The organism is Pseudomonas syringae group sp. J254-4, assembly GCF_032586855.1.
GTDB classification, from domain to species: Bacteria; Pseudomonadota; Gammaproteobacteria; order Pseudomonadales; family Pseudomonadaceae; genus Aquipseudomonas; species Aquipseudomonas amygdali.
Window position 1 is genome coordinate 47,047 of record NZ_JAWHOO010000002.1, and the last position, 24,147, is coordinate 71,193.

Annotated in this window: 23 protein-coding genes; 15 read left to right on the top strand and 8 right to left on the bottom strand. The window is 59.6% G+C overall.

Annotated features, from left to right (window positions below; genetic code table 11):
* Positions 1–4: 4 nt before the first annotated feature.
* A complete protein-coding gene (locus RYB09_RS03410) occupies positions 5–1,321 on the bottom strand; it encodes an FAD-binding oxidoreductase (RefSeq protein ID WP_316887515.1) in 1,317 nt (438 codons plus the stop codon).
* Between the two features lie 105 nt (positions 1,322–1,426).
* Between RYB09_RS03410 and RYB09_RS03415 the strand changes: the two genes are divergently transcribed.
* Positions 1,427–1,780 (top strand): YkgJ family cysteine cluster protein, encoded by a 354-nt coding sequence (locus RYB09_RS03415; RefSeq protein WP_316887517.1) that lies wholly within the window; start codon positions 1,427–1,429, stop codon positions 1,778–1,780.
* A 5-nt stretch (positions 1,781–1,785) separates the two neighbouring features.
* On the opposite strand, the gene RYB09_RS03420 is transcribed toward RYB09_RS03415, so the two are convergent.
* Entirely contained in the window at positions 1,786–2,274 is a 489-nt protein-coding gene (locus tag RYB09_RS03420; protein ID WP_004655323.1) for an Lrp/AsnC ligand binding domain-containing protein, read from the bottom strand.
* Positions 2,275–2,431: 157 nt separating this feature from the next.
* Between RYB09_RS03420 and dadA the strand changes: the two genes are divergently transcribed.
* From dadA to RYB09_RS03450, 6 genes are all read left to right on the top strand, one after another.
* On the top strand, positions 2,432–3,733 hold the full coding sequence (gene dadA, locus RYB09_RS03425) for a D-amino acid dehydrogenase (protein ID WP_316887519.1): 1,302 nt from the start codon (positions 2,432–2,434) through the stop codon (positions 3,731–3,733).
* Entirely contained in the window at positions 3,705–4,058 is a 354-nt protein-coding gene (locus tag RYB09_RS03430; RefSeq protein ID WP_058402734.1) for a RidA family protein, read from the top strand. The genes dadA and RYB09_RS03430 overlap by 29 nt, the downstream gene beginning before the upstream one ends.
* Positions 4,059–4,145: 87 nt before the next feature.
* On the top strand, positions 4,146–5,219 hold the full coding sequence (gene alr / locus RYB09_RS03435; RefSeq protein ID WP_316887522.1) for an alanine racemase: 1,074 nt from the start codon (positions 4,146–4,148) through the stop codon (positions 5,217–5,219).
* A 124-nt stretch (positions 5,220–5,343) separates the two neighbouring features.
* On the top strand, positions 5,344–5,892 hold the full coding sequence (locus RYB09_RS03440) for a cupin domain-containing protein (protein WP_004655316.1): 549 nt from the start codon (positions 5,344–5,346) through the stop codon (positions 5,890–5,892).
* Positions 5,893–5,916: 24 nt separating this feature from the next.
* Positions 5,917–6,240, top strand: coding sequence for a c-type cytochrome (locus RYB09_RS03445; protein WP_122258923.1), 324 nt, complete (start codon positions 5,917–5,919; stop codon positions 6,238–6,240).
* A 114-nt stretch (positions 6,241–6,354) separates the two neighbouring features.
* Positions 6,355–8,295 carry an acetyl-CoA hydrolase/transferase C-terminal domain-containing protein gene (locus tag RYB09_RS03450; protein WP_316887525.1) on the top strand — a complete coding sequence of 647 codons (1,941 nt, stop codon included), beginning with the start codon at positions 6,355–6,357 and terminating at the stop codon, positions 8,293–8,295.
* Positions 8,296–8,322: 27 nt separating this feature from the next.
* On the opposite strand, the gene RYB09_RS03455 is transcribed toward RYB09_RS03450, so the two are convergent.
* Complete coding sequence (locus RYB09_RS03455; protein ID WP_316887528.1) at positions 8,323–8,847, bottom strand: DUF962 domain-containing protein; 525 nt, start codon at positions 8,845–8,847, stop codon at positions 8,323–8,325.
* A gap of 81 nt (positions 8,848–8,928) precedes the next feature.
* On the opposite strand from RYB09_RS03455, the gene RYB09_RS03460 reads away from it, so the two are divergent.
* The 5 genes from RYB09_RS03460 to gcvH all read left to right on the top strand — a co-directional run bounded on the left by RYB09_RS03460 (position 8,929) and on the right by gcvH (position 14,290).
* A complete protein-coding gene (locus RYB09_RS03460) occupies positions 8,929–9,636 on the top strand; it encodes a Crp/Fnr family transcriptional regulator (protein WP_002551530.1) in 708 nt (235 codons plus the stop codon).
* A gap of 109 nt (positions 9,637–9,745) precedes the next feature.
* Positions 9,746–10,747, top strand: coding sequence for an extracellular solute-binding protein (locus RYB09_RS03465; protein WP_058402827.1), 1,002 nt, complete (start codon positions 9,746–9,748; stop codon positions 10,745–10,747).
* 261 nt (positions 10,748–11,008) lie between these two features.
* Positions 11,009–12,625: an iron ABC transporter permease gene (locus tag RYB09_RS03470; RefSeq protein ID WP_316887531.1), complete on the top strand. Its 1,617-nt coding sequence runs from the start codon at positions 11,009–11,011 to the stop codon at positions 12,623–12,625.
* Between the two features lie 152 nt (positions 12,626–12,777).
* On the top strand, positions 12,778–13,860 hold the full coding sequence (gene gcvT, locus RYB09_RS03475; protein ID WP_122302920.1) for a glycine cleavage system aminomethyltransferase GcvT: 1,083 nt from the start codon (positions 12,778–12,780) through the stop codon (positions 13,858–13,860).
* A 43-nt stretch (positions 13,861–13,903) separates the two neighbouring features.
* Positions 13,904–14,290 carry a glycine cleavage system protein GcvH gene (gene gcvH / locus RYB09_RS03480; RefSeq protein WP_316887533.1) on the top strand — a complete coding sequence of 129 codons (387 nt, stop codon included), beginning with the start codon at positions 13,904–13,906 and terminating at the stop codon, positions 14,288–14,290.
* Positions 14,291–14,359: 69 nt separating this feature from the next.
* Here the strand turns inward: gcvH and RYB09_RS03485 are convergent, their stop codons facing one another.
* From RYB09_RS03485 to RYB09_RS03495, 3 genes are all read right to left on the bottom strand, one after another.
* Complete coding sequence (locus RYB09_RS03485) at positions 14,360–14,680, bottom strand: DUF2388 domain-containing protein (RefSeq protein ID WP_002551535.1); 321 nt, start codon at positions 14,678–14,680, stop codon at positions 14,360–14,362.
* A 142-nt stretch (positions 14,681–14,822) separates the two neighbouring features.
* On the bottom strand, positions 14,823–16,607 hold the full coding sequence (locus RYB09_RS03490; RefSeq protein ID WP_058402743.1) for a GspE/PulE family protein: 1,785 nt from the start codon (positions 16,605–16,607) through the stop codon (positions 14,823–14,825).
* 110 nt (positions 16,608–16,717) lie between these two features.
* A complete protein-coding gene (locus RYB09_RS03495) occupies positions 16,718–17,065 on the bottom strand; it encodes a hypothetical protein (protein ID WP_316887534.1) in 348 nt (115 codons plus the stop codon).
* A gap of 124 nt (positions 17,066–17,189) precedes the next feature.
* On the opposite strand from RYB09_RS03495, the gene RYB09_RS03500 reads away from it, so the two are divergent.
* Positions 17,190–17,669, top strand: a complete 480-nt coding sequence (locus RYB09_RS03500) for an Lrp/AsnC family transcriptional regulator (protein WP_053481053.1) — start codon at positions 17,190–17,192, stop codon at positions 17,667–17,669.
* 467 nt (positions 17,670–18,136) lie between these two features.
* On the opposite strand, the gene RYB09_RS03505 is transcribed toward RYB09_RS03500, so the two are convergent.
* Complete coding sequence (locus tag RYB09_RS03505) at positions 18,137–19,504, bottom strand: inorganic triphosphatase (RefSeq protein WP_058402828.1); 1,368 nt, start codon at positions 19,502–19,504, stop codon at positions 18,137–18,139.
* A gap of 163 nt (positions 19,505–19,667) precedes the next feature.
* Here RYB09_RS03505 and argE point away from each other — a divergent pair, with 163 nt between their 5' ends.
* Both argE and argA read left to right on the top strand, forming a co-directional pair.
* Positions 19,668–20,816 carry an acetylornithine deacetylase gene (gene argE / locus RYB09_RS03510; RefSeq protein WP_058408226.1) on the top strand — a complete coding sequence of 383 codons (1,149 nt, stop codon included), beginning with the start codon at positions 19,668–19,670 and terminating at the stop codon, positions 20,814–20,816.
* Between the two features lie 126 nt (positions 20,817–20,942).
* Positions 20,943–22,241, top strand: coding sequence for an amino-acid N-acetyltransferase (gene argA / locus RYB09_RS03515; RefSeq protein ID WP_002555672.1), 1,299 nt, complete (start codon positions 20,943–20,945; stop codon positions 22,239–22,241).
* Between the two features lie 266 nt (positions 22,242–22,507).
* On the opposite strand, the gene gshA is transcribed toward argA, so the two are convergent.
* The gene (gene gshA, locus RYB09_RS03520; RefSeq protein WP_058402747.1) at positions 22,508–24,100 is read right to left on the bottom strand and encodes a glutamate--cysteine ligase; all 1,593 of its coding nucleotides are present in this window, start codon (positions 24,098–24,100) and stop codon (positions 22,508–22,510) included.
* Between the last annotated feature and the right edge of the window lie 47 nt (positions 24,101–24,147).

Below are 24,147 nucleotides of genomic sequence, written 5' to 3' on the forward strand. Positions count from 1 at the left end.
CCTTTCAGCGCAGTTCTTTGAGCCGGTGCCAGAGCATGCCCAATGCCAGTAACGGCGAGCGCAAGTGCTTGCCGCCCGGAAAGGTCACGTGTGGCACTTTGGCGAATAACTCGAAGCCATCGCTGTGTTGCCCGGCGATGGCTTCGGCCAGCAAGCGGCCCGCAAGGTGTGTTGCGTTCAGCCCATGGCCGGAGTAGGCCTGAGCATAAAACACGTTGGGGTGCTGCTTGAGCCGGCCAATTTGCGGCAGGCGATTGGCACCGATGCCGATCATTCCGCCCCACTGGTAATCGATCTTCACTGAGGCCAGTTGCGCAAACACATCGAGCATCTTCGGTCGCATGTACGCGGCGATGTCCTGCGGGTCGCGGCCCGAATAGTGACAGGCGCCCCCGAACAGCAAACGGCGATCCGCTGACAGTCGGTAGTAATCCACTGTCACGCGTTGATCACAGACCGCCATGTCCTGCGGCAACACTTCCCGGGCCTGAGCCTCGCTCAAGGGCTCGGTCGCGATGATGTAACTGCCTGCGGGCAATACCTTGCCGCTTATTTCCGGATTCAGGTCGTTGAGGTAAGCGTTGCAGCCCAGTACCAGCGTTTTCGCCAGCACCGTCCCCTGGGCCGTATGCACCTTGACCTGCGGGCCGTAGTCGATTCTCGTCACCGCAGAATGTTCGAACAGCCGAACGCCCAGTGACTGCGCTACGGCAGCTTCTCCCAAAGCCAGATTCAACGGGTGCAGATGCCCGGACCCCATGTCGATCAAACCGCCGACATACCGGTCGGAGCCCACGACACTGCGCATCTGATCGGCTTGCAGCAACTTAAGCTCATGGCGGTAGCCCAGGCTGCGCAGTTCATCGGCATCTTCGGCCAGGCTGTGCAAGTCGCGCGGCTTGTTGGCCAGGTCGCAATAACCCCATTTCAGGTCGCAATCGATAGCATGCCGTTCGATGCGCTGACGCACGATCTCGACCGCCTCGATGCCCAGCAGCTTGAGCTGGCGCACACCTTCGCTGCCGATGACATTGGCGAACTGCTCGACGCCGTGACCGACCCCGCGAATCAGCTGGCCGCCATTGCGTCCGCTGGCGCCCCAGCCAATTCGGCGTGCCTCAAGCAGCGCGACACTCAGCCCGCGCTCGGCCAGCTCGATGGCAGTGTTGAGGCCGGAGAATCCGCCGCCCACCACGCACACATCAACCTTCACCTCGCCTTGCAGCGCAGGGTGATCCGGTTGCGGATGGCTGCTGGCGGCGTAGTAGGAGGCAACATGCTGGTCGTCGTGAAGAGTCGGGTGCTGAACGCGGGCGTTCATGAGCGGGTCCTGTTGGTGGCGGTTTGCGTGTGGGGAGGATAAGCCGCTGTCATGAGCCTGCCAACTGGGGCAAACTCAGCGCATTGTGTAGGAATGGTTGATTCAATGAGCTGCAACCGTCAGAAAATAAGTGATCTGCGCCGCCAGATTCCCTCGTTCGAGTGTGTGCCTGGCTGCCACGACTGCTGCGGCCCGGTTACCACGTCGCCCGAAGAAATGTCGCGTCTGCCGCGCAAGACTGCCGCCGAACAGGACGCCGCGCTCAATGAGCTCAATTGCGTGCACCTTGGCTCGCAGGGCTGCACCGTGTATGACGAACGCCCGTTGATCTGCCGTCTGTTCGGCACCACCGAAAGCCTGCCATGCCCGAATGGCCGTCGCCCGGTCGAACTGATTCACCCGCGGGTAGAGAAGCAGATACACGAATACATGGCTTCCACCCGACAAGTGCTGGTCTAGCGCAATCAGTCGGCAATCGGCAGGTTCAGGCTCTCTTTCACTTCTTCCATCACGATATAGCTCTTGGACTCGCGCACGTGCGGCAGTTTGAGCAGGATATCGCCCAGCAGTTTGCGGTAGGACGCCATCTCGGAAATGCGCGCCTTGACCAGGTAGTCGAAGTCGCCTGATACCAAGTGGCACTCCAGCACATGCGGAAGCTTCAACACCGCACGGCGGAACTCCTCGAAGGTGTCGCCAGACTTGTAGTCCAGACTGATTTCCACAAACACCAGCAGGCTGGCCTTCAGGCTTTGCGGGTTCAGGCGGGCGTTGTAGCCCATGATGATCCCTTCGCGTTCCAGCCTGCGAACCCGCTCGGTACAGGGTGTGGTCGACAGGCCGACGCGCTCGCCCAGTTCAGTAAACGAGATACGCCCATCTGCCTGGAGGATGCGCAGGATATTGCGGTCGATCTTGTCCAGTTCACGATTTGACTGGTGTTGAGTGCGCATGGGTTATTTCCCCTCTACCAAAGCGTTTATCGCCGGGAATAAACGCCAAATATAGATGTTTATACAGTGAGAAGCACTGCCCATTGCTCAATATACTGCGCACATTCTTGCTTAAAACTTCAAAACGTCAGCGGATATCCGCGATGAGGTCATCTACATGCGCGTTCTGGTCCTTGGAAGTGGTGTAATCGGTACAACCAGTGCTTATTATCTGGCGCGTGCCGGTTTTCAAGTGACCGTGGTAGATCGCCAGCCAGCCGCCGCCATGGAGACCAGCTTTGCCAATGCCGGGCAGGTCTCGCCAGGCTATGCCTCGCCATGGGCCGCGCCGGGTGTTCCGCTGAAGGCGATCAAATGGTTGCTGCAGCGCCACGCACCATTGGCGATCAAGGCCACGGCAGATATCGATCAATACCTGTGGATGGCGCAGATGCTGCGCAACTGCACCGCCAGCCGCTATGCCGTGAACAAAGAGCGCATGGTGCGCCTGTCCGAATACAGCCGTGATTGCCTCGATGAACTGCGCCTGGAAACCGGCATTGCCTATGAAGGGCGCAGCCTGGGCACTACCCAGTTGTTCCGCACTCAGGCGCAACTGGACAACGCCGCCAAGGATATCGCCGTGCTCGAGCAGTCCGGTGTTCCGTACGAGCTGCTGGATCGCGACGGCATCGCCCGTGTCGAGCCCGCGCTGGCCGGTGTGACCGGCATTCTCAGCGGTGCACTGCGCTTGCCCAATGACCAGACCGGCGATTGCCAGTTGTTCACCACGCGCCTTGCAGAAATGGCCGTCGAGCTGGGTGTCGAGTTCCGCTACGGACAGAACATCGAGCGCCTCGACCACGCTGGCGACCGCATCAATGGTGTGTGGATCGACGGCAAGCTGGAAACAGCCGACCGCTACGTGCTGGCGCTGGGCAGCTATTCTCCGCAACTGCTCAAACCGCTGGGCATCAAGGCTCCGGTTTACCCGCTGAAGGGCTATTCGCTGACGGTGCCCATCACTGACCCGGCCATGGCTCCGACCTCGACCATTCTCGATGAAACCTACAAGGTCGCCATCACCCGCTTCGACAACCGGATCCGGGTCGGTGGCATGGCGGAAATAGCCGGTTTTGACCTGTCGCTCAACCCGCGTCGACGCGAAACACTGGAGATGATCGTCGGTGACCTCTATCCTCAGGGTGGCGACCTGACCCAGGCCAGTTTCTGGACCGGGTTGCGTCCGACCACTCCCGATGGCACACCGATTGTGGGTGCAACACCGTTCCGTAACCTGTTCCTCAATACCGGCCATGGCACATTGGGCTGGACGATGGCGTGTGGTTCCGGTCGTTTGCTGGCAGACCTCATTGCCCGCAAGACACCCCGTATCAGTGCCGAAGGCCTCGATATCTCTCGTTACGGCAGCACTCAGGAGAATGCACAGCATGTCAATCCAGCGCCAGCTCACCAATGAGCGCATGAGTCAGGTCGTTGTCCACAACGGCACCGTCTATCTGTCGGGCCAGGTCGGCGATGACATGACTGCAGGTGTCGAGCAACAGACCCGCGAGGTCCTGAACAGTATCGAGCGCCTGCTCGACCTGGCCGGCACTGACAAGACTCGCATTCTGTCGGTCACGATCTATCTGAAAGACATCGATGCTCATTTTGCCGGCATGAACAGCGTCTGGGACAAATGGCTGCCCAAGGGTTTCGCGCCTGCGCGTGCAACCGTCGAGGCCAAGCTGTGCGAGCCGGAAATCCTTGTCGAGCTGTCGGTTGTCGCCGCGCTGCCTTGAGTCTGCTGCCTTCATACTGTTGTGCCCGACGCATCTCTGCGTCGGGCTTTTCTGACCCTTTTCACCCTTCAGGCAAGAAACGTCATCATGCGTCCAGCCCGCGCCTTTATTGATCTTCAGGCACTGCGTCACAACTACCAACTGGCTCGTGAAAACAGCGGCGGCAAAGCGCTCGCGGTGATCAAGGCCGATGCCTATGGTCACGGTGCGGTACGTGTTGCCCAGGCACTGGAAGCCCAGGCCGACGGTTTCGCAGTGGCCTGCATCGAAGAAGCGCTCGAGCTACGCGCGGCAGGCATCCGCGCACCTGTTCTGCTGCTTGAAGGTTTTTTCGAAGCCGATGAACTGGCGCTGATTGTCGAGCACAACTTCTGGACGGTCGTGCATTCGACCTGGCAACTGGAGGCCATCGAGCAGGCGCAGCTCGCCAAACCTTTAACGGTCTGGCTCAAGATTGACACCGGCATGCACCGCGTCGGTCTGTACCCGCATGAATATCAGGCCGCCTATCAGCGCCTGCTGGTAACCGGCAAAGTAGCCAGAATCGTCCTGATGAGCCACTTCGCCCGCGCCGATGAACTGAACAGTGGATGCAGTGATGAACAGTTCGCTGTATTCGAGAGCTTTCGCAAAGGCCTGGTTGCAGAAACCAGCCTGAAAAACTCCCCGGCCGTTCTGGGCTGGCCGCATATTCCAAGCGACTGGTCGCGCCCCGGCATCATGCTCTACGGCGCTACGCCGTTTGGTCAGGCGCACCCGCTGGCTGACCGCCTGCAACCGGTCATGACCCTTGAATCGAAGATCATCAGTGTGCGTGAGCTGCCTGCCGGTGAAGCCGTGGGCTATGGCGCGACGTTTGTCTGTGATCGGCCATTGCGTATTGGCGTGGTGGCGATGGGGTACGCTGACGGCTATCCGCGTCATGCGCCGACCGGCACGCCTGTGCAGATCGACGGTCAGCCCTCCCGGCTGCTCGGGCGAGTGTCCATGGACATGCTTTGCGTAGACTTGACCGGCGTACCGCAGGCCGGGCTTGGCAGCCGGGTCGAGTTATGGGGCAAGCACGTGCTCGCCAGTGAAGTGGCCACACGGGCAGAAACGATTCCCTACGAAATCTTCTGCAATCTGCGTCGCGTTCCGCGTATCTATTCCCAAGACTGATCGAGCCCCTGTCCGTCAGGCCGCTGTATGTCTGGTGTCTGTCGAAGTGTTGTAAATATTGAACGCTGTTGCCATGATGGCGTTCATCTCGACTAGACCTGACAAAACCTGGGGGAATATCGCATTGGACGTGGGTGAACGACTGCAATCGATCCGCAAGCTCAAGGGCCTGTCCCAGCGTGAACTCGCCAAGCGCGCAGGCGTGACCAACAGCACCATCTCCATGATCGAAAAAAACAGCGTAAGCCCTTCGATCAGCTCGCTGCGCAAAGTGCTTGGCGGCATTCCCATGTCCATGGTCGAGTTTTTCTCGGAAGAAACCGTTCCGGAAAACGCAGCGCAGGTGGTGTACAAGGCCAGCGAGTTGATTGATATCTCGGACGGTGCCGTGACCATGAAGCTGGTCGGCAAGTCGCACCAGGGCCGTGCCATCGCCTTTCTTACCGAAACCTACCCGCCGGGTGCCGATACCGGTGAAGAAATGCTCGTCCACGACGGTGAAGAAACCGGAATCCTCGTCGAGGGGCGACTGGAGTTGGTAGTGGGTCTCGACACCTACGTGCTGGAGGCCGGTGACAGCTATTATTTTGAAAGCACCCGGCCGCACCGCTTCCGCAACCCGTTCGACGTCCCGGCACGATTGATCAGTGCGGCAACGCCAGCCAATTTCTGACCCGCCCCTTGCAGTGAGTGATGCGTGAAGCTGACCCGGAAGATTCTGAGCACCGCAGGCGTTCTGACGTTGTGGGTGTTCAATGTGCAAGCCGCCGATACCGCCCGAGCCCCTGACGACATCATCGCCGCCCATTGCGTCGCGTGTCACAGCGTCGGCCTGCTCAACGCGCCGAAAACCGGTGATACGGCCGCCTGGGAAGAACGTGCCAGACAAAAAGGCGGCCTTGACGGCCTGCTGGCCAGCACCATCAAAGGCCTGGGAATCATGCCGCCGAAAGGCACCTGCGGCGATTGCACTGACGACGAACTGAAGAGCGCCATTCAGAGCATGTCGGGTCTGAAGTAAGCGCTGTCTCGTTACCACGCTGGAGCGTGGGAACGATAGTTGCGCAGCGAGCATGCAGCAATTTCAGATTGCCACCGGTCCAAGCTGCACCAATAACAATTCAGGAGAGCTGGGATGCCGTATTCCTGTTCCATCGAGCACGCTGTCGATCACGTTCTGGCGCATTTGCCCGAGCATATTCACCTCGGCATGCCGCTCGGGCTGGGCAAGCCCAATCGGTTCGTCAACGCGCTGTACCAGCGCATCAGCCAGTTGCCCGAGCGACGACTGACGATCTACACCGCGCTGACACTCGGGCGGCCAACGCCGGGAGAGGGTTTGCAGGCGCGGTTTCTGGAACCGTTTCTGGAGCGGGTCTTCGGTGACTATCCGGAACTGGATTTTCTGGCCGCGTTGCGCCGCGACAAACTTCCACACAACATTCGCGTGCAGCAATTCTTCATGCAGCCGGGCAGCCTGCTGAACAGTGAGTCAGCCCAGCAAGACTACGTCAGCAGCAATTACAGTCATGCCGCCCGCGATATCAATGCCAACGGCCTGAATCTGGTCGCGCAACTGGTGGCCCGTGACGATCAGCACCCGGGCAAGCTTAGCCTGAGTTGCAACCCGGACGTGACCCTCGACCTGCTGCCCATGATCGCCAAACGCCGCGCCGCCGGAGAAACCATCCTCATGTTGGGTCAGGTGCACGCCGACCTGCCTTACATGCCGGGCGACTCGGAGCTGGATATCGAAGCCTTTGATCTGCTGATTGATGAAGATGAGCGCAGCACGCTGTTTTCCACCCCGAACATGCCGGTGGGTTATCAAGACCATTTGATCGGCCTGCATGCCAGCACACTGGTGCGTGACGGCGGCACGCTACAGATCGGTATCGGCTCGATGGGCGATGCGCTGACCGGCGCACTGCTGGCCAGGCAAGCCGACAACGATACCTGGCGCAACCTGCTGGCCGAGTTGAACATGAGTAACTGGCAGACCCTGATCGACCGCGAAGGCGGCCTTCAGCCGTTCGCCAGCGGTCTTTACGGTTGCAGCGAAATGTTCGTCAACGGTCTGCTGGTACTGGCCGATGCCGGCATCGTGCGCCGCAAGGTGTATGCCGACGCAGAGCTGCAGCGGCTGGCCAATCTGGGCACGCTGGATGAAGACGCCCATCCCGATGGCGTGGTGGTGCACGGCGGCTTTTTCCTTGGCCCGAGCAGTTTCTACGAGCGCTTGCGCGAGCTGCCCGCCGAGCGACTGGCGCAGTTCAACATGACTGCCATCAGCTATATCAACGAGCTTTACGGTCAGGAAGAACTCAAACGCCTGCAACGCCGCGATGCGCGCTTCATCAACAGTGCGTTCACCGTCACCCTGATGGGCGCAGCCGTGGCCGATCAGCTGGAAGATGGCCGAGTGCTCAGCGGTGTGGGTGGCCAATACAACTTCGTGGCGCAGGCTCATGCCCTGGAGGGCGCTCGTTCGATCCTGATGCTGCGTAGCTGGCGTGAGTCCGGTGGCGAGGTCAGCTCCAATATCGTCTGGCAGTACGGCCACACCACTATCCCCCGGCACCTGCGCGATATTGTCGTGACCGAATACGGCATTGCCGATCTGCGCGGTCAGACCGACGCCACGGTGATCGAGCGCATCCTCAACATCACTGACTCGCGGTTTCAACCCGGCTTGATCGAGCAGGCGCAAAAGGCCGGGAAGCTGCCCAGGGACTTCCGCCTTGATCCACGCTTCACAGAGAACACCCCGGAACGCCTCAAGGACACGGCATCGCGCTATCCGTCGCTGTTTACTGAATACCCGCTGGGGTGCGATTTTACGGGCGAAGAGCGCGACCTGATGCGTGCGTTGAACTGGCTGAAGAGCAAGCTCAAACTCACCGAAATCCTCGAGTTGGGCAAGGCCACTCTGGACGCTCCCGACCCCGAAGCCTTCCCGGAGCACTTGCAACGAATGCAACTCGACCAGCCTCAGGGCTTGCGCGAAGAGTTGTATCAGCGACTGCTGCTGGCCGGGCTGCACAACACCAGCGGGACCAGCGGACTGACGAGCTAAGGCGCGGAGACTGATCGTTAACGGTCGCTAAATCGCAGCCTTGCGGGTATTGCGCCCCACCGGGCCGGAGCGTTCTTCGATGGCGTGTTGCAGCGGTTTGCGCAGGCCCATCAGGAACGCCAGCTCTGCGATCACGAACAGCGGGCCGATGATCAGGCCGGTCACGTCATCGATAAACGCCGGTTTGCGCCCTTCGTAGTAATGGCCGATGAACTGGATGATCCAGCCGATCACAAAGAGCCCGACGCCCGCGCTCAGCCAGACCATGGTTGCCTGTTGCGCAAGGTTGGCCCCGGCCCAGATGCACAGTGCCAGTAGCACTGCCATGACCACGCCCAGTGCACGGTCCAGGCGCAGATAGAAAATCGTCGAACCCAGGGCTAGCAGGGCCGCAGGCGAAACCCACACGCCGCTTACAGTCCAGCCGGGACGCGACAGAAGTACCGCCACGGCCAGTACAATCAATGGAATGCCCACGAAGTGCGTCACGATATTGCGTGAATCACGGTGATACGCAGCGTATTGGCTGAGATGATCGACAAGGGTTTTCATTATTATTCCTGCCTGAGACGATGATCGGCTTGAGCCAGGATTGTTGTACAACACGCATGCCTGAAATAAAAGGGAGCAAAAATGACAAATGGAGTGTCGTGGCGGTCACGACTGCTATCCGATTACTGGTTTTCTCATTTACCTGCCGGTTTGCAGGATAGCCTGCTGGACGCTGCTCGCCAGCAGCGCAGGACGCCTGGCAGGACGCTGTTCGAGAAAGGCGATCTGCCTTGCGGTCTTTATGTGTTGCTGGAGGGCTGTGTGCGTATCGGCGCTGCCCATGAGCAGCGGCTTTCGGGTGTGGAGCCGATGCGTGCGCCTATGTGGTTTGGCGAAGTCTCGCTGTTCGACGGGTTGCCGCGCCGTTTCGAGGTCTGCTCACTGGAGCAAAGTATCTTTCTGCATGTCCCTCAGCAATTTCTGCTCGAATTGCTCGACAGGCACCCGGAATATTGGCGCTGGTTTGCCGCGTTACTCAGCCAGAAAATCGGTTTGCCGCTGCAGAACCCCGAGAAAATGCGCCGACTGCCTCCCAGAGCGAGGGTCGCATGGCGTCTGTTGATGCTCAGTGAGGGTTATGGCCCGTTGAGCCATGCACGCCGCCTGATTGTGCTGGAGGACATTCAGGCCGTGGAGTGCCTCGCGCTATCCCCGCCGGCCTTGCTGGAAGTGCTTCAGGATCTGCATGAACGCAAGATCGTGCGCCTGGGAGAAGGGCAGCTGGAAGTGTTCGATGTGGACAAGCTGCGCAGGGTTGCGAACTTTTCCAAAGCCAGGACCGTTTGCTGATCAGGCTGTCAGCCAGAAACATCCGGTAACGGCTCCGCTGCCGCTTCGATTGAGATAGCAAATGGGATTCACTACCATTTCGCCTCATTTGCGAACGCGAGATACCCCGATGCAGGCAAGCAAGCGTCTTCTGGCTGCTCTGACACTGACTTTACTGGGCAGTACCGCTCAGGCTGCCGATGAAGTGGTGGTGTATTCGTCCCGGATCGACGAGTTGATCAAGCCGGTGTTCGATGCATATACGGCCAAGACCGGGGTGAAGATCAAGTTCATCACCGACAAGGAAGCGCCATTGATGCAGCGCATCAAGGCCGAGGGCGAGAATGCCACTGCCGACCTGTTGCTGACGGTCGATGCCGGTAACCTCTGGCAAGCCGAACAGATGGGCATTTTGCAGCCATTCACCTCACCGGTGATAGAAGCCAACATTCCGCCGCAATACCGCTCATCCACTCACGGCTGGACCGGCCTGAGCCTTCGCGCACGAACCATCGCCTACTCCACTGACCGGGTGAAACCTGTCGAGCTGACCACGTATGAAGCGCTGGCCGACAAGAACTGGGAAGGGCGCCTGTGCCTGCGCACCGCGAAGAAGGTCTACAACCAGTCGCTGACCGCTACATTGATCGAAACCCATGGCGCCGAAGCGTCCGAGAAAATCCTCAAGGGCTGGGTGAACAACCTGTCCACCGATGTTTTTTCCGACGACATCGCAGTGCTTGAGGCGATCAACGCCGGGCAGTGCGACGTGGGCATCGTCAATTCCTACTATTACGGTCGCCTGCACAAGGAAAAACCTGACCTGGCGGTGAAGCTGTTCTGGCCGAATCAGGCGGACCGGGGTGTACACGTAAACCTGTCGGGTATCGGCCTGACCAAGTACGCCCCGCACCCTGAGGCTGCCAAGGCGCTGGTCGAGTGGATGACCGGTCCGGATGCGCAGAAGATCTTCTCCAGCGTCAATCAGGAGTTCCCGGCCAACCCGAAAGTGGCACCCTCGGAAGAAGTGGCGAGCTGGGGCCAGTTCAAGGCCGACACCATTCCGGTCGAAGTGGCAGGCAAGCGTCAGGCAGAAGCGATCCGCATGATGGATCGCGCGGGCTGGAATTGATTTAATACCCAGTGCCTTATCGTTATACATAAGACTCGTGGGAGCGAGCTTGCTCGCGAAGAGGCCGGCACAGCCCCGTAAATGAGGTGTTTGGACTGTTGCTTTCGTGAGCAAGCTCACTCCCACAAAGGTGTATGTCCGGCCTGGTACTACGGTTCATCCCCCCCATTTTCCGGGTGTGTAACGGTGGGCGCTCCAGCGCCGTAGACCAATGACGCAGAGACTTGTCACTCACTCATCCATCCCGATTTCGAGAACACCGTGGCCCATCCTGTCCAACGTCGCTGGTACCCACTGGTCTTCGCCATCGCTGCGCTGGTGTTATTGCCGCTGAGCGTGCTGCTGCTGTCGTGGGAGACCATTGACCAACAGATATGGTCACATCTGCTGGAAACCCAGATGTACCGTCTGCTGGGCAATACGTTGATTCTGGTGCTGGGTGTCGGTGTGGGTGTGACGCTGCTGGGGGTGAGTCTGGCGTGGCTGACCAGCCTGTGTGAATTTCCCGGGCGGCGCTGGCTGGACTGGGCGCTGATGCTGCCTTTCGCTATCCCCGCCTATGTGCTTGCGTTTGTATTTGTCGGGCTGCTGGATTTTTCCGGCCCGGTGCAAACCCTGATGCGTGAATGGTTCGGCTCCGGCATGCGCCTGCCTCGGGTGCGCTCCACCGGTGGGGTGATCATCGTGCTGGTGCTGGTCTTCTATCCCTATGTCTACCTGTTGGCGCGCACGGCGTTTCTGGCGCAGGGCAAGGGGCTGATGGAAGCTGCACGAGTGTTGGGCAACACGCCCTTGCAGGCGTTCTGGCGTGTGGCGCTGCCAATGGCGCGTCCAGCCATCGGTGCGGGCGTAGCTTTGGCGCTGATGGAGACCCTGGCCGATTTCGGTGCGGTATCGGTGTTCAATTTCGACACGTTCACCACCGCCATCTACAAGACCTGGTACGGCTTCTTCAGCCTGTCCAGCGCTGCGCAACTGGCCAGCCTGCTGCTGTTGGCAGTCCTGGTGCTGCTGTATGGCGAGCGTCGCGCCCGCGGTGCAAGCCGACCGACCAATGAACGGCCGCGTGGCGCTGCGCTTTATCCGCTTAGCGGTATCAAGGCCTGGGGAGCCAGCTTATGGTGCGGGCTGGTGTTTCTCTGTGCCTTCGTCGTGCCGATGCTGCAATTGATTGTCTGGGTCTGGCAGCGCGGCCGATTCGACCTCGACGAGCGCTATACCGGCCTGATTCTGCACACGCTTTATCTGGGCGGTATGGCGGCGTTGATCACTGTCAGCGTGGCGCTGATTCTGGCCTTCGCGCGGCGCATGGCACCCACACCTGCGATCCGCTCTGGCGTCAGCCTCGCCAACCTCGGTTACGCGCTGCCGGGTTCGGTACTGGCCGTTTCAATCATGCTGGCGTTCAGTTATCTGGACCGTGAGCTGGTCGTTCCGCTTTCCGGCTGGCTGGGCGGTGCAGGCAAGCCGTTGTTGCTGGGCAGCCTTTCGGCGCTGCTGCTGGCTTACCTTGTACGTTTCATCGCGGTCGCCTTCGGCCCGCTGGAGCACAGCCTGTCGCGTATCCGTCCCTCATTGCCTGAAGCCGCACGCAGTCTGGGGGTCAGCGGACCAAAGTTGTTTCTCAACGTGTATCTGCCGCTTTTGGTTCCGGGAGCCTTGAGTGCTGCGTTGCTGGTATTCGTCGATGTACTCAAAGAGATGCCTGCGACCCTGCTGATGCGCCCGTTTGGCTGGGATACGCTGGCGGTACGCGTGTTTGAAATGACCAGCGAGGGGGAGTGGGCACGAGCGGCATTGCCAGCTTTGTCGCTGGTGCTTGTAGGATTATTACCCGTCATCGGGTTGATTCGTCGCTCTGCCCGTCAGATTGGCTAGGTGCGGGTCCTTCACCTTGCGGCTACAATGCGCCGCAATTGGTGCGGTCTGACAGAAAATTCGGCCAGCTGTAAGTGCTGCAAACTCCGGTTTATTGGGGGCTTGCCGATCTTTTCTGCCCGCACCTTCGCCACGCCCGGAAGGAGAAACCCATGGGACAGCGTACCCCCCTGTTCGACCTGCACCTCGCCCTTGGCGCGAAAATGGTCGATTTTGGTGGCTGGGACATGCCGTTGCATTACGGATCGCAGGTCGAGGAACACCATCAGGTGCGTCGCGACTGTGGGGTCTTCGATGTCTCTCACATGAACGTGATTGATGTGGTTGGCCGTCAAGCCAGAACCTGGCTGCGTTACCTGCTGGCCAACGATGTGGAAAAACTGAAGACCCCGGGTCGAGCCTTGTACAGCGCCATGCTGGACGAAAGAGGCGGGGTCATCGATGACATGATCGTCTACCTCACGCCCGAAGGTTATCGGCTGGTGGTCAATGCCGCGACCGGGGTCAAGGATCTAGCCTGGATGCAGTCGCAGCTGGGCGACTTCGATGTACAACTGATCGCGCGCAGCGAAATGGCGATGCTCGCGATTCAGGGGCCAAAGGCCAGAACCCGTATCGCCGAGCTGGTTTCAAGCGCCCGCGCCGAACTGATCCACCAGCTCAAGCCGTTTGAAGGTCTTGATGATGGCGACTGGTTCATCGCGCGCACCGGTTATACCGGTGAAGACGGCCTGGAAATCATGCTGCCTGCCGAAGAGGCCCAGCGTTTTTTCAATGAACTGGTCGGCGCGGGTATCTCCCCGATCGGTCTGGGCGCTCGCGATACGTTGCGTCTGGAGGCAGGCATGAACCTGTATGGTCAGGACATCGGCGAGCATGTTTCACCGCTGGCGTCGAATATGGCCTGGAGCATTGCCTGGGAGCCTGCCGACCGTGATTTTATCGGTCGCAAGGCGCTGGAGAGCGAACGGGCTGAAGGAACCGCCTTCAAACTCGTGGGATTGGTGCTCGAAGAGCGCGGCGTTTTACGGGCGCATCAGGTGGTACGTGTCGCAGAAATTGGCGAAGGAGAGATCACCAGTGGTAGTTTCTCTCCTACGCTGAGCAAATCCATTGCTCTGGCGCGCGTTCCGATGGCAACCGCTGACCGGGCCGAGGTGGAAATCCGCGGCAAGTGGTATCCGGTGCGGGTGGTGCAGCCAGCGTTTGTGCGCCACGGCAAGACCCTGATTTAACCTATGGCGGGTTTTCCGCTGACCCGATGTTGAGGATGACTAAATGAGCAATATTCCCGCCGAGCTGCGTTTCGCCGAAAGTCATGAATGGGCACGTCTTGAAGCAGATGGCACCGTGACCGTCGGCATCTCGGACCATGCACAGGAAGCACTGGGCGATGTGGTCTTCGTCGAGCTGCCGGAAATCGGCAAAGTGTTCGCTGCCCGTGACACCGCCGGTGTCGTCGAGTCGGTAAAGGCTGCTTCGGATATCTACTCGCCGGTTGCTGGCGAGGTGGTCGAGGTCAATGAAGCACTGGGCGATTCGCCCGAGTCGCTCAACAGCGAGCCGTACAGCGCCTGGATCTTCAAGCTCAAGCCAACTGCCGCTGAAGCCGATCTGGCCAAATTGCTGGATGCTGCAGGTTACAAAAGCGCGATCGGCGAATAACCGATTGCCGGACAAAAAAATGCCGCTCATCGAGCGGCATTTTTTATGCGCAGTATTTGCCTGCAGGGCTTACTGGTTTTCAGCGACCAGGTTTTTATCCAGGATCGCGTTGGCCAGTTCCATGTCGGTGGCTTTCAGGCCTGGATTGTCTTTGCGCACCTGTTCGATGGCCGCTTCCAGGAACGGACCGCGGATGCCGCCGTCGCTGGCAACGAAGCTGCCTGCGTCATCCTGTGCGGCAACGATCAGCTTGTGATCCTTGAAGGTCAGGTAAGTCGAACCGGTAGTGGCACCCGAGGACAATACATTACGCCAGAAGGTGTCAGCCATCGCTGAACCCATTGGGATGGAAAGCAAGGCTACGGTGGCGACAGCAAACTTGAGACGCATGATGAGTTACTCCAACTGTGGTTGTTCTGAGGGGTTGGATAGCCAAAGCCACGAACTAGTTCAATCAAGGTGTACCAAGTAGTTCACTTTAGCTGGCATCACCACGATGCATGGCCGTCTGGAACAACGCTTTCAACCCTGATCAGCGTTGCTCGCTCTGCGGTGTCACTCGCAGCACTTCCTCAAGTGTAGTAAGCCCTGCCGAGACTTTCTGGGCGCCGGACAGACGCAAACTGCGCGTCCCTTCCTTAAAGGCCTGACGACGCATGGCGGTCAGGTCCAGGTCCGCGGAAATCAACGCCTTGATGTTGTCAGACATGACCATGATCTCGTAAACCCCGGCGCGGCCCCGATAGCCGGTATCGCGACATTCCACACAACCGACCGCCTGATGCGCGCCGGGCGGTACGGGGGCCTGCCACGGGCGGGTCAGGGTTTGCCAGTCGGTTTCGTTCAGATTGATCGGTGCCTTGCAGTGCGGACACAGGGTCCGCACCAGACGCTGGGCCATGACGCCAAGGATGGTTGCCTTGAGCAGGTAATGCGGCACACCAAGCTCGAGCATGCGGCTGATGGCGCTGGGTGCATCGTTGGTGTGCAGCGTCGACAGCACCAAATGCCCGGTGAGTGCCGCCTGAATGGCCATTTCAGCCGTCTCCAGGTCGCGAATTTCGCCGATCATGATGATATCCGGGTCTTGTCGCATCAAGGCGCGCACGCCAGCGGCAAAGTTCAGATCAATGTTGTGCTGCACCTGCATCTGGTTGAAGGCCGGCTCGACCATCTCGATGGGGTCTTCGATGGTGCACAGGTTGACCTCGGAGGTCGCCAGTTTCTTGAGGGTGGTGTACAGCGTGGTGGTCTTGCCCGAACCGGTCGGGCCAGTGACCAGGATGATGCCGTTGGGCTGACGGGTCATTTCCTGCCAGCGACGCAGATCATCACTGGAAAAGCCCAACTGGTCGAAGTCCTTGAGCAGCACCTCGGGGTCGAAGATCCGCATGACCATCTTTTCGCCGAACGCCGTCGGCAGGGTCGATAGGCGCAGCTCCACTTCGCGATTCTCGGGTGTGGTGGTTTTGACCCGTCCGTCCTGCGGTTTACGTTTTTCAGCGACGTTCATCCGGCCAAGGCTTTTCAGGCGGCTGACAATCGCCATGATCACCTGCGCCGGAAACTGGTAAACGTTATGCAGCACCCCGTCGATGCGAAACCGCACGGTGCCCTGTTCGCGGCGCGGCTCGATATGAATATCGCTGGCGCGCTGCTGAAATGCGTACTGGAACAGCCAGTCGACGATATTGACGATGTGCGCGTCGTTGGCGTCCGGCTCCTGATCACTGGCACCAAGCTTGAGCAACTGTTCGAAGTTGCCCATGTTGCTCATTTTCTGATCGGACGCGCTGGCACCGCTGACCGACTTGGCCAGCCTGAAAAACTCCATCGCCATGCGTTGAATGTCTGTCGGGTTGGCGACCACACGCTTGATCTGCAGCTTGAGCACATGCGCAAGATCGCCTTCCCAGGAGCGCACGTAGGGTTGGGCGCTGGCGATGGTCACCGACTCGCGGTCAACCGCCACGGCCAGAATCTTGTGGCGCTGGGCAAAGGCGTAGGACATCAATGGCGTGACGGCTGCCACATTGATTTTCAGCGGGTCGATGCGCATGTAGGGCTGGCCACAGGCTTTGGCCAGCCAAGCGGTCAGGGTTTCCAGGTCGAGCTTCTTGCCAGGCCGCTTCAAGTCGTCAAACTGCAGCGAAGCGAGAAATTCGAGAGGATGCAGCTGGATGTTCACCGCACTGCGACGCTGGGTGAGTGCCGTTTCTGCGTCGTCCTGGCCGAGATAGCCTTCGGCAACCAGATCTCGCAGCACATCATTCAGATCAAGCCAGCGATCCTGTGAAGAGGGGGCCAGGGCTGCCATGTGCGCTCCTTGAGGCAATTCGTCATTGGGCGATGAACAAGAGTAGACGCCAAGCGTGACAGCGTTACTCGTTCTATGCGACCGGGAATTACCGGAGCGGCTAAATTGATTCAGCCGGTCGCCAGCGCCACATGTGTTTGTGGGCTGTTCTGAACGTCGACCTGTTCGACCTCCACCGAGCAGACATCGATCAGGTTGCGCATTTTTTCGCCGATCACCTGCGCTCTGTGCCAGCTCAGGCTGGCAACTTGCAGGTCTATGAGCAGCGTCTTCTCTTGTCGCGCCACACTGAGCTGGTCGGGAATCAGGTACTGCATTGCAAACAGGTTCAGCACCTGACAAAGCAATGCAGGCTCGGCTGCAGCAACAATTTGGTAGCGCGCACAGCATGCCGCATTCCGGGATGACCAGTTGTCGGGACGCTGCAACGGGGCGGTAACGGCTTCAAGGTCAGGCATGTGGATACTCCAGAACAGTGGGAGAATCTTTACATGCCAAAAAAGAAATTTCTGGTCCATCATCATCTGGATTAGGCTTGATTGGACTTGTTAATGCGTAAAAAGCCAATGCGGAAAATTAATTATGCAAACCGAGCTGGACGTTTACGACCGCAAGATTCTGGCGCTGCTACAAGAGGACGCGTCGCTCTCCAGCGCGCAGATTGCCGAGCAGGTCGGCCTCTCGCAATCGCCTTGTTGGCGGCGCATTCAGCGGCTCAAGGATGAAGGGGTCATTCGTCGTCAGGTTGCGTTGCTGGATCGCAAGAAAATCGGCCTGAACACACAGATTTTCGCCGAGGTAAAACTTAACGCCCACGGGCGCTCCAACTTCACCGAGTTCACCGACGCGATTCGTGGTTTTCCGGAGGTGCTGGAGTGCTATGTACTGATGGGGTCGGTGGATTTTCTGCTGCGCATCGTGACGCCGGACATTGAGGCATACGAGCGGTTCTTCTTCGAAAAGCTCTCGCTGGTGCCCGGTATCCAGGAAGTGAACTCGACAGTGGCGCTGTCAGAGATCAAATCCACCACCAGCCTGCCGCTGCTGCGCCAGGGAGGCTGAACTCATACCGGATGCCGAGGTGCGCTTTTGACTATCGTGCCAATGCTCCGCGTTGGCATGCAGTTCGTGACGCTCTGCGTCACAAGTTTGCGCCGCGCCGCACACTCAAGATCGGACGCGGAGCGTCCAGAACGGCGTCTCCACGCGGAGCGTGGGAACGATAGTTAACCTAAGGATCAAGATGACTATCGTGCCAATGCTCCGCGTTGGCATGCAGTTCGTGACGCTCTGCGTCACAAGTTTGCGCCGCACCGAATACTCAAGATCGGACGCAGAGCGTCCAGAACGGCGTCCCCACGCGGAGCGTGGGAACGATAGTTAACTGACGTATCAAGATGACTATCGTGCCAATGCTCCGCGTTGGCATGCAGTTCGTGACGCTCTGCGTCAAAAGTTTGCGCCGCACCACATGTTCAAGATCGGACGCGGAGCGTGGGGACGATAATCAACGCCACGAAATCCAGCCGTTACAAACGCAACAGGGTTTTCCACGCGCGGCTCTGGAATACGGTGATTGCCTGTTGCACGCGTGCATCAAGGACTTCATCGCTGATGTCCAGATTGGCCAGCTCTTCCAGCTTGCGTAGTTCGCCGTACAGGCGGTCCAGCTCCGGCAGGTCCAGCGCGCCGCGTGCCCAGTGCAGCCAGGCCTGGATGCGCTCGATGCGCGGTAGTTGTTCGGCCAGGTCTTCCGGTTGCTGCTGATAGCGGCTTAGCTGCAGCGACGTAGCTTCTTCACCCAGCAGGCGCGGCAGCCAGCTGCTCAACAGCGCAGCGCCCTGACGATTGCCGCGGGTGTTGCGCTCTGTGGTCCAGCTGCGCGCCAGCAACCAGCGCGAAGTGTTCAGCGAGAACTCGCCCCAACGGGTGTCCTGCAACTCTTCCAGAAACTGCTCGTGGGCGGCACCGCGTACATCGGCATCTTCCTGCCCGGCCTGAACCAGCGGGCGCCAGTCCTCCAGCAACGCGTCCAGCGAGGTACGCAGTTGCGCGGTCGAGGTACGTGGCGCGGCCTGGCCAAGGCTGCTGGTCAGGGCACGCAACTCGGCGAGCATCTCGACCCAGTCCTGCAGCAAGCGCCAGTGACCGTTGAAACGGTATTGCTCAGCCAGACGCTGGCTGCTGCCCAGCAGGTGCCAGGCCAGCGCCGAGTAGGCCTCGTCGAGCGGAGTTTCAGCGTTCAGGGCGGGCGCGGGCAGACTCAGCGAGTAACTGCTGGCATCAAGCAAGCGATAACCGCGTTCCGCCTTGCTGATGTCACACGGCATCAACGGCAGCGTCGCTGCCAGCTCGGCGGCCAGTTCCAGCAGCGCGGCAGGTTCGCCTTCGCGCAGCTCAAGCTCCAGCTCGCAGATTTCTTCCTTCTGCTTGCCCGCAACCACCTGGCCCAGGTCCAACGCAGCTTCGATCACCACTTTGGCCTTGCCACGACCCCAGGCAATTTCGGCCTTTTCACGGATGAAATCGGTGGTGAACAACGGCTTGATGGTTTTCTTGTCCAGCCCGGCCAATTGCTCGGGCCAGCAATCGCCTTCGAGCTTTTTCAGGTCGAGCTTGGCTTTGCTCAGATCCCAGTTGTATTCATTGCGCTCGGACAGGCCGGCAACACTTTGCCCGCGCGTCTTCATGGTCTGGATGATCTGATCGCCATCGCGACGGATGCGCAGGGCGACTTTGGCCTGTGCCAGCTCGCCCTCGGGGGTATCGAAATACTGGTTCGACAGTTCAAGGCGCTCCCAGCCACTCTTGTTGCGTTTCTTGAGCAACGGGTGTTCGCGCAGTGCAGCGAGGGTCTCGCGGCTGACGCGGAGTTTGATTTCTGTTTCTTTTTGCATGGCCGGGGGAATCCAAACGCTGATACTGATAAACGGGAGCGCAGCCCATGACTGAACGGCTGCTAAGGCCGTCAGTGTACAGGACATGGCCCGAAACGGTTTATTCCTGGGTTGCTATGGCCCTATGATGGGCCGTGTTTCGTCTTGATTACAGGAAGCGTCCATGCCGTTGCCGTCCATGAAAGACCAGTTCGCCGCCTTGATCGCCGCACCCTCGGTGAGCTGCACGCAGCCTTCTCTGGACCAGACCAACCGGCCTGTCATTGACCTGCTCGCCGGATGGCTCGGGGATCTGGGTTTTGCCTGCGACATCCAGCAGGTTTCCCCCGGCAAGTTCAATCTGCTGGCGACCTACGGAACAGGCCCTGGCGGTCTGGTACTGGCGGGCCACAGCGACACCGTACCTTTCGACGAAGCGCTGTGGAAAACCGACCCGTTGAAGCTCACCGAAGTCGATGGCCGCTGGGTCGGGCTGGGCAGCTGCGACATGAAAGGCTTCTTTGCGCTGATCATCGAGGCGGTGCGTGGGCTTATCGATCAGCCGTTCAAACAGCCTCTGCTGATCCTCGCCACCTGCGATGAAGAAAGCTCGATGGCTGGCGCCCGCGCGCTGGCAGAGGCCGGACGTCCGCTGGGCCGCGCAGCAGTTATCGGAGAGCCGACCGGGCTCAAGCCGATTCGCCTGCACAAAGGCGTAATGATGGAACGCATCCACATCCTCGGGCGCAGCGGCCATTCTTCAGACCCGAGCCTTGGCCACAGCGCGCTGGAGGCCATGCACGACGCGATCAGCGAACTCAAGGGTCTGCGCACGCAATGGCAGGCGCAATACCGCAACCCGCAGTTCACGGTGCCGCAACCGACCTTGAACCTGGGCTGCATTCATGGTGGCGACAACCCGAACCGGATTTGTGGCCAGTGCTCGCTGGAATTCGACCTGCGCCCATTGCCGGGCATGGACCCGGAGGTGCTGCGGGCAGCCATTCGCCATAAGCTTGAGCCGCTGGCCGAGCTGCACCAGGTACGGATCGACTATGCGCCGCTGTTCCCCGAGTGTGCGCCCTTCGAACAGGCTGCTGACGCTGAACTTGTGCGCGTTGCTGAACGACTGACCGGTCATACGGCTGCAGCAGTAGCATTCGGCACCGAAGCGCCTTATCTTCAGCGCCTTGGCTGTGAAACGCTGGTGCTCGGCCCGGGCGATATCGCTTGTGCGCATCAGCCGGGGGAATACCTCGAAATGTCACGTCTGGACCCTACAGTGCGTCTGTTACGTCAATTGATCGAACATTATTGCCTGACTCCCCAGTGAGCCCGGTATTACCAACGTTGAATACAAGGAGATTGCGCGTGTTGCCAAGCCTGTCCCGACGATAACCACCACACCGTTGTGCGTGCTTTTTCTCTTCGTCCATTTTCTCTACAGGCTCTTGTTGTCATGCCCGAATACGTCAACTGGCTTCGCCACGCGTCTCCGTACATCAATGCTCACCGTGATTGCACCTTCGTCGTCATGCTGCCCGGCGACGGCGTTGCGCACCCTAACTTCGGCAATATCGTCCACGACCTGGTGCTGCTGCACAGCCTGGGTGTGCGACTGGTGCTGGTGCACGGCTCGCGCCCACAGATCGAAAGCCGTCTGGCCCAGCGCGGCATTACGCCGCGTTACCATCGCGACATGCGCATCACCGATACCGAAACCCTGGAGTGCGTGATCGATGCTGTGGGTCAACTACGCATTTCGATCGAGGCGCGCCTGTCGATGGACATGGCTGCTTCACCGATGCAGGGCTCGCGGCTGCGGGTGACCAGTGGCAACGTGGTAACTGCGCGGCCTATCGGCGTGCTGGAAGGTGTCGATTATCAGCACACCGGCGAAGTGCGTCGGGTTGACCGCAAGGGCATCAATCGCCTGCTGGATGAGCGTCATATCGTGCTGCTGTCGCCGCTGGGTTATTCACCGACCGGCGAGATTTTCAATCTGGCCTGTGAAGACGTCGCCACGCGCGCGGCCATTGATCTGGCTGCCGACAAACTGCTGCTGTTCGGTGCTGAAACCGGGTTGCTGGACGAGCAGGGCCGACTGGTGCGCGAGCTGCGTCCGCAACAGGTGCCTGCGCACTTGCAGCGTCTGGGCGCCAACTATCAGGCTGAATTGCTCGATGCAGCGGCCGAGGCCTGCCGCGGTGGCGTGGCGCGCAGCCATATCGTCAGCTATGCCGAGAATGGCGCACTGCTGACCGAGCTGTTTACCCGCGACGGTGGCGGTACGCTGGTTGCGCAGGAGCAGTTCGAGCTGGTGCGCGAAGCGGCCATTGAGGACGTCGGCGGCTTGATGGACCTGATCACGCCGCTGGAAGAGCAGGGCATTCTGGTACGTCGTTCCCGCGAAGTGCTGGAGCGCGAGATCACTCAGTTCAGCGTGGTCGAGCGGGAAGGACTGATCATTGCCTGCGCGGCGCTGTACCCGATTGCAGACTCGGAGTCAGGCGAACTGGCATGCCTGGCCGTCAATCCGGAATATCGCCACGGTGGGCGCGGGGACGAGTTGCTGGAGCGCATTGAAAACCGCGCCAGAGCGCTGGGTATCAAGACCCTGTTCGTCCTCACCACCCGTACCGCGCACTGGTTCCGTGAGCGTGGCTTCGAGCCCAGCAGCGTCGACCGCCTGCCAAGCGCCCGCGCGTCGCTGTACAACTACCAGCGTAATTCGAAGATCTTCGAAAAGGCGATTTAAGCCTGGGGGCGGACGCAGAGCACTCTTGGCTATATTTTGTGGGAGTGAGCAAGCTCACCCACGCCCTTCGGGCAGAAGCGCAGAGCATTGGGCACGATAGTTGAGATGATCGTTCCTCACGCTCCAGCGTGGGAATGCAGTTCTCGACGCTCTGCGTCGTCAAGAGGACGCGGAGCGTCCAGAAAGGCATGCGACGCAGAGCGCCGCACGATAGTCGCGCCTGCACCGGCACCTTCGAGAGCAAGCTCCCCACAGTAATTGCACGATCAGTTGCTGATCGACAGAATGCTCGCCTGATACGACCCCACGAACGTGTCGAACTCCACCACTTCCTCGGTCGCTTCCAGTTCGGCCTGTTCTTCGATCGAGGTTTTGGCCTGGGCTTCGAAATCTGCCTGTTCCTGAGCGCTCAGCGGGTGAGTGCGGAAGTATTCGGCGTGGGCCTGGCTCTGGCGCAAAGAGAAAGCAGTAAAGCCCTCGTTATGCGCTTTCATGCTGGCCAGCACCTGGGCCGAAGGTGTGAGCGACGCATCGTCGATCTTTGCCTGTTGCACGGCAATCGACTTGATGTGCTCGTCGATGCCCTGGGCCTGATCCAGCAGTCGGGCAATCGGTGTGATTTTTTCCAGCAGCTCGGTTGCCCAGGTCTTGAGATCAACAGGGCTGTTGTTGCGCAGCAGGTTCAGGCCCGGACGGCGACCTTCCTTGACCACTGCCAAGAAGTTCGAGCTTGCATTGGAACACTCATGGCTGGCCAGTTGCTGGCTTTCCTCAAGCGCGCAGTACAGCACGAACGCATCGATGAAGCGTGATTGCTCCAGGCTGATGCCGGTAGGCAGGAACGGGTTGATGTCCAGGCAGCGTACCTCGACGTACTGCACACCACGGGCCACCAGCGCCTGAATAGGGCGCTCGCCGCTATAGGTCACACGCTTGGGGCGAATGTTGGAGTAGTACTCGTTCTCGATCTGCAGCACGTTGGTGTTTAGCTGAATCCACTCGCCGTTCTGGTCATGAGTGCCGACATCGACGTAAGGCTTATAAGGCGTTGCCACGGCCTTGCGCAGGCTGTCGGTGTAGCTGACCAAGTCGTTGTAGCAAGGGGTCAGGTCGGCCTGGGCGTCGCTTTGATAGCCCAGATCGCTCATACGCAGGCTGGTGGCGTACGGCAGATACAGGGTATCGGCGTCGAAATGCTGTTCCAGTTGATGTTGGCGGCCGCGCAGAAAGCCCGCATCCAGCGCTGGCGAAGCACCGAACAGGTACATCAGCAGCCAGCTGTAGCGGCGGAAGTTACGGATCAGTGCGATGTAGGAATGCGATTGGTAGTCGCGCGCGTCGCCAGCGAAGTCTTCGGTCTGCTTGAGCAGCGCCCAGGCGTCTTCCGGCAACGAGAAATTGTAATGAATGCCAGCGATGCACTGCATGGTCTTGCCATAGCGCAGCGCCAGGCCCTTGCGGTACACGTATTTGAGCTTGCCAATGTTCGACGTGCCGTAATAGGCAATCGGTATATGCTCTTCATCGGGCAGCGGGCAGGGCATCGACGGGCTCCAGAGCAACTCGTCGCCCAGCTTGCTGTAGGCGAAGCGATGGATCTTGTCCAGGCTGTCGATGGTCTCGGCCGGATTCTTCAGCGCAGGCGTGATGAACTCCAGCAGCGATTCGGAATAGTCGGTCGTGACCTGACCGTTGGTCAGTGCAGCACCCAGAGCTTGCGGGTGAGGCGTCTGTGCCAGTTCTGCCGTTGCAGTAACGCGCAGGCACTCGCGCTCGATACCGTGCAGGCACTGCTCCAGCAGAGAGAGGTTGTTGCGCTCGCCGAGCAATGCAAGACGACGGTTTAAAAGTTCGCTCAAGGTGTAATCCTTCACGCATCGGTCGCCCCGATATGGGGGTGGACTTG

Excerpts from the sequence above, each read along its gene's own strand:
- RYB09_RS03410 (WP_316887515.1), bottom strand. The coding sequence starts at position 1,321 with ATGAACGCCCGCGTTCAGCACCCGACTCTTCACGACGACCAGCATGTT.
- RYB09_RS03415 (WP_316887517.1), top strand. The coding sequence starts at position 1,427 with ATGAGCTGCAACCGTCAGAAAATAAGTGATCTGCGCCGCCAGATTCCC.
- RYB09_RS03420 (WP_004655323.1), bottom strand. The coding sequence starts at position 2,274 with ATGCGCACTCAACACCAGTCAAATCGTGAACTGGACAAGATCGACCGC.
- dadA (WP_316887519.1), top strand. The coding sequence starts at position 2,432 with ATGCGCGTTCTGGTCCTTGGAAGTGGTGTAATCGGTACAACCAGTGCT.
- RYB09_RS03430 (WP_058402734.1), top strand. The coding sequence starts at position 3,705 with ATGTCAATCCAGCGCCAGCTCACCAATGAGCGCATGAGTCAGGTCGTT.
- alr (WP_316887522.1), top strand. The coding sequence starts at position 4,146 with ATGCGTCCAGCCCGCGCCTTTATTGATCTTCAGGCACTGCGTCACAAC.
- RYB09_RS03450 (WP_316887525.1), top strand. The coding sequence starts at position 6,355 with ATGCCGTATTCCTGTTCCATCGAGCACGCTGTCGATCACGTTCTGGCG.
- RYB09_RS03455 (WP_316887528.1), bottom strand. The coding sequence starts at position 8,847 with ATGAAAACCCTTGTCGATCATCTCAGCCAATACGCTGCGTATCACCGT.
- RYB09_RS03460 (WP_002551530.1), top strand. The coding sequence starts at position 8,929 with ATGACAAATGGAGTGTCGTGGCGGTCACGACTGCTATCCGATTACTGG.
- RYB09_RS03465 (WP_058402827.1), top strand. The coding sequence starts at position 9,746 with ATGCAGGCAAGCAAGCGTCTTCTGGCTGCTCTGACACTGACTTTACTG.
- gcvT (WP_122302920.1), top strand. The coding sequence starts at position 12,778 with ATGGGACAGCGTACCCCCCTGTTCGACCTGCACCTCGCCCTTGGCGCG.
- gcvH (WP_316887533.1), top strand. The coding sequence starts at position 13,904 with ATGAGCAATATTCCCGCCGAGCTGCGTTTCGCCGAAAGTCATGAATGG.
- RYB09_RS03485 (WP_002551535.1), bottom strand. The coding sequence starts at position 14,680 with ATGCGTCTCAAGTTTGCTGTCGCCACCGTAGCCTTGCTTTCCATCCCA.
- RYB09_RS03490 (WP_058402743.1), bottom strand. The coding sequence starts at position 16,607 with ATGGCAGCCCTGGCCCCCTCTTCACAGGATCGCTGGCTTGATCTGAAT.
- RYB09_RS03495 (WP_316887534.1), bottom strand. The coding sequence starts at position 17,065 with ATGCCTGACCTTGAAGCCGTTACCGCCCCGTTGCAGCGTCCCGACAAC.
- RYB09_RS03500 (WP_053481053.1), top strand. The coding sequence starts at position 17,190 with ATGCAAACCGAGCTGGACGTTTACGACCGCAAGATTCTGGCGCTGCTA.
- RYB09_RS03505 (WP_058402828.1), bottom strand. The coding sequence starts at position 19,504 with ATGCAAAAAGAAACAGAAATCAAACTCCGCGTCAGCCGCGAGACCCTC.
- argE (WP_058408226.1), top strand. The coding sequence starts at position 19,668 with ATGCCGTTGCCGTCCATGAAAGACCAGTTCGCCGCCTTGATCGCCGCA.
- argA (WP_002555672.1), top strand. The coding sequence starts at position 20,943 with ATGCCCGAATACGTCAACTGGCTTCGCCACGCGTCTCCGTACATCAAT.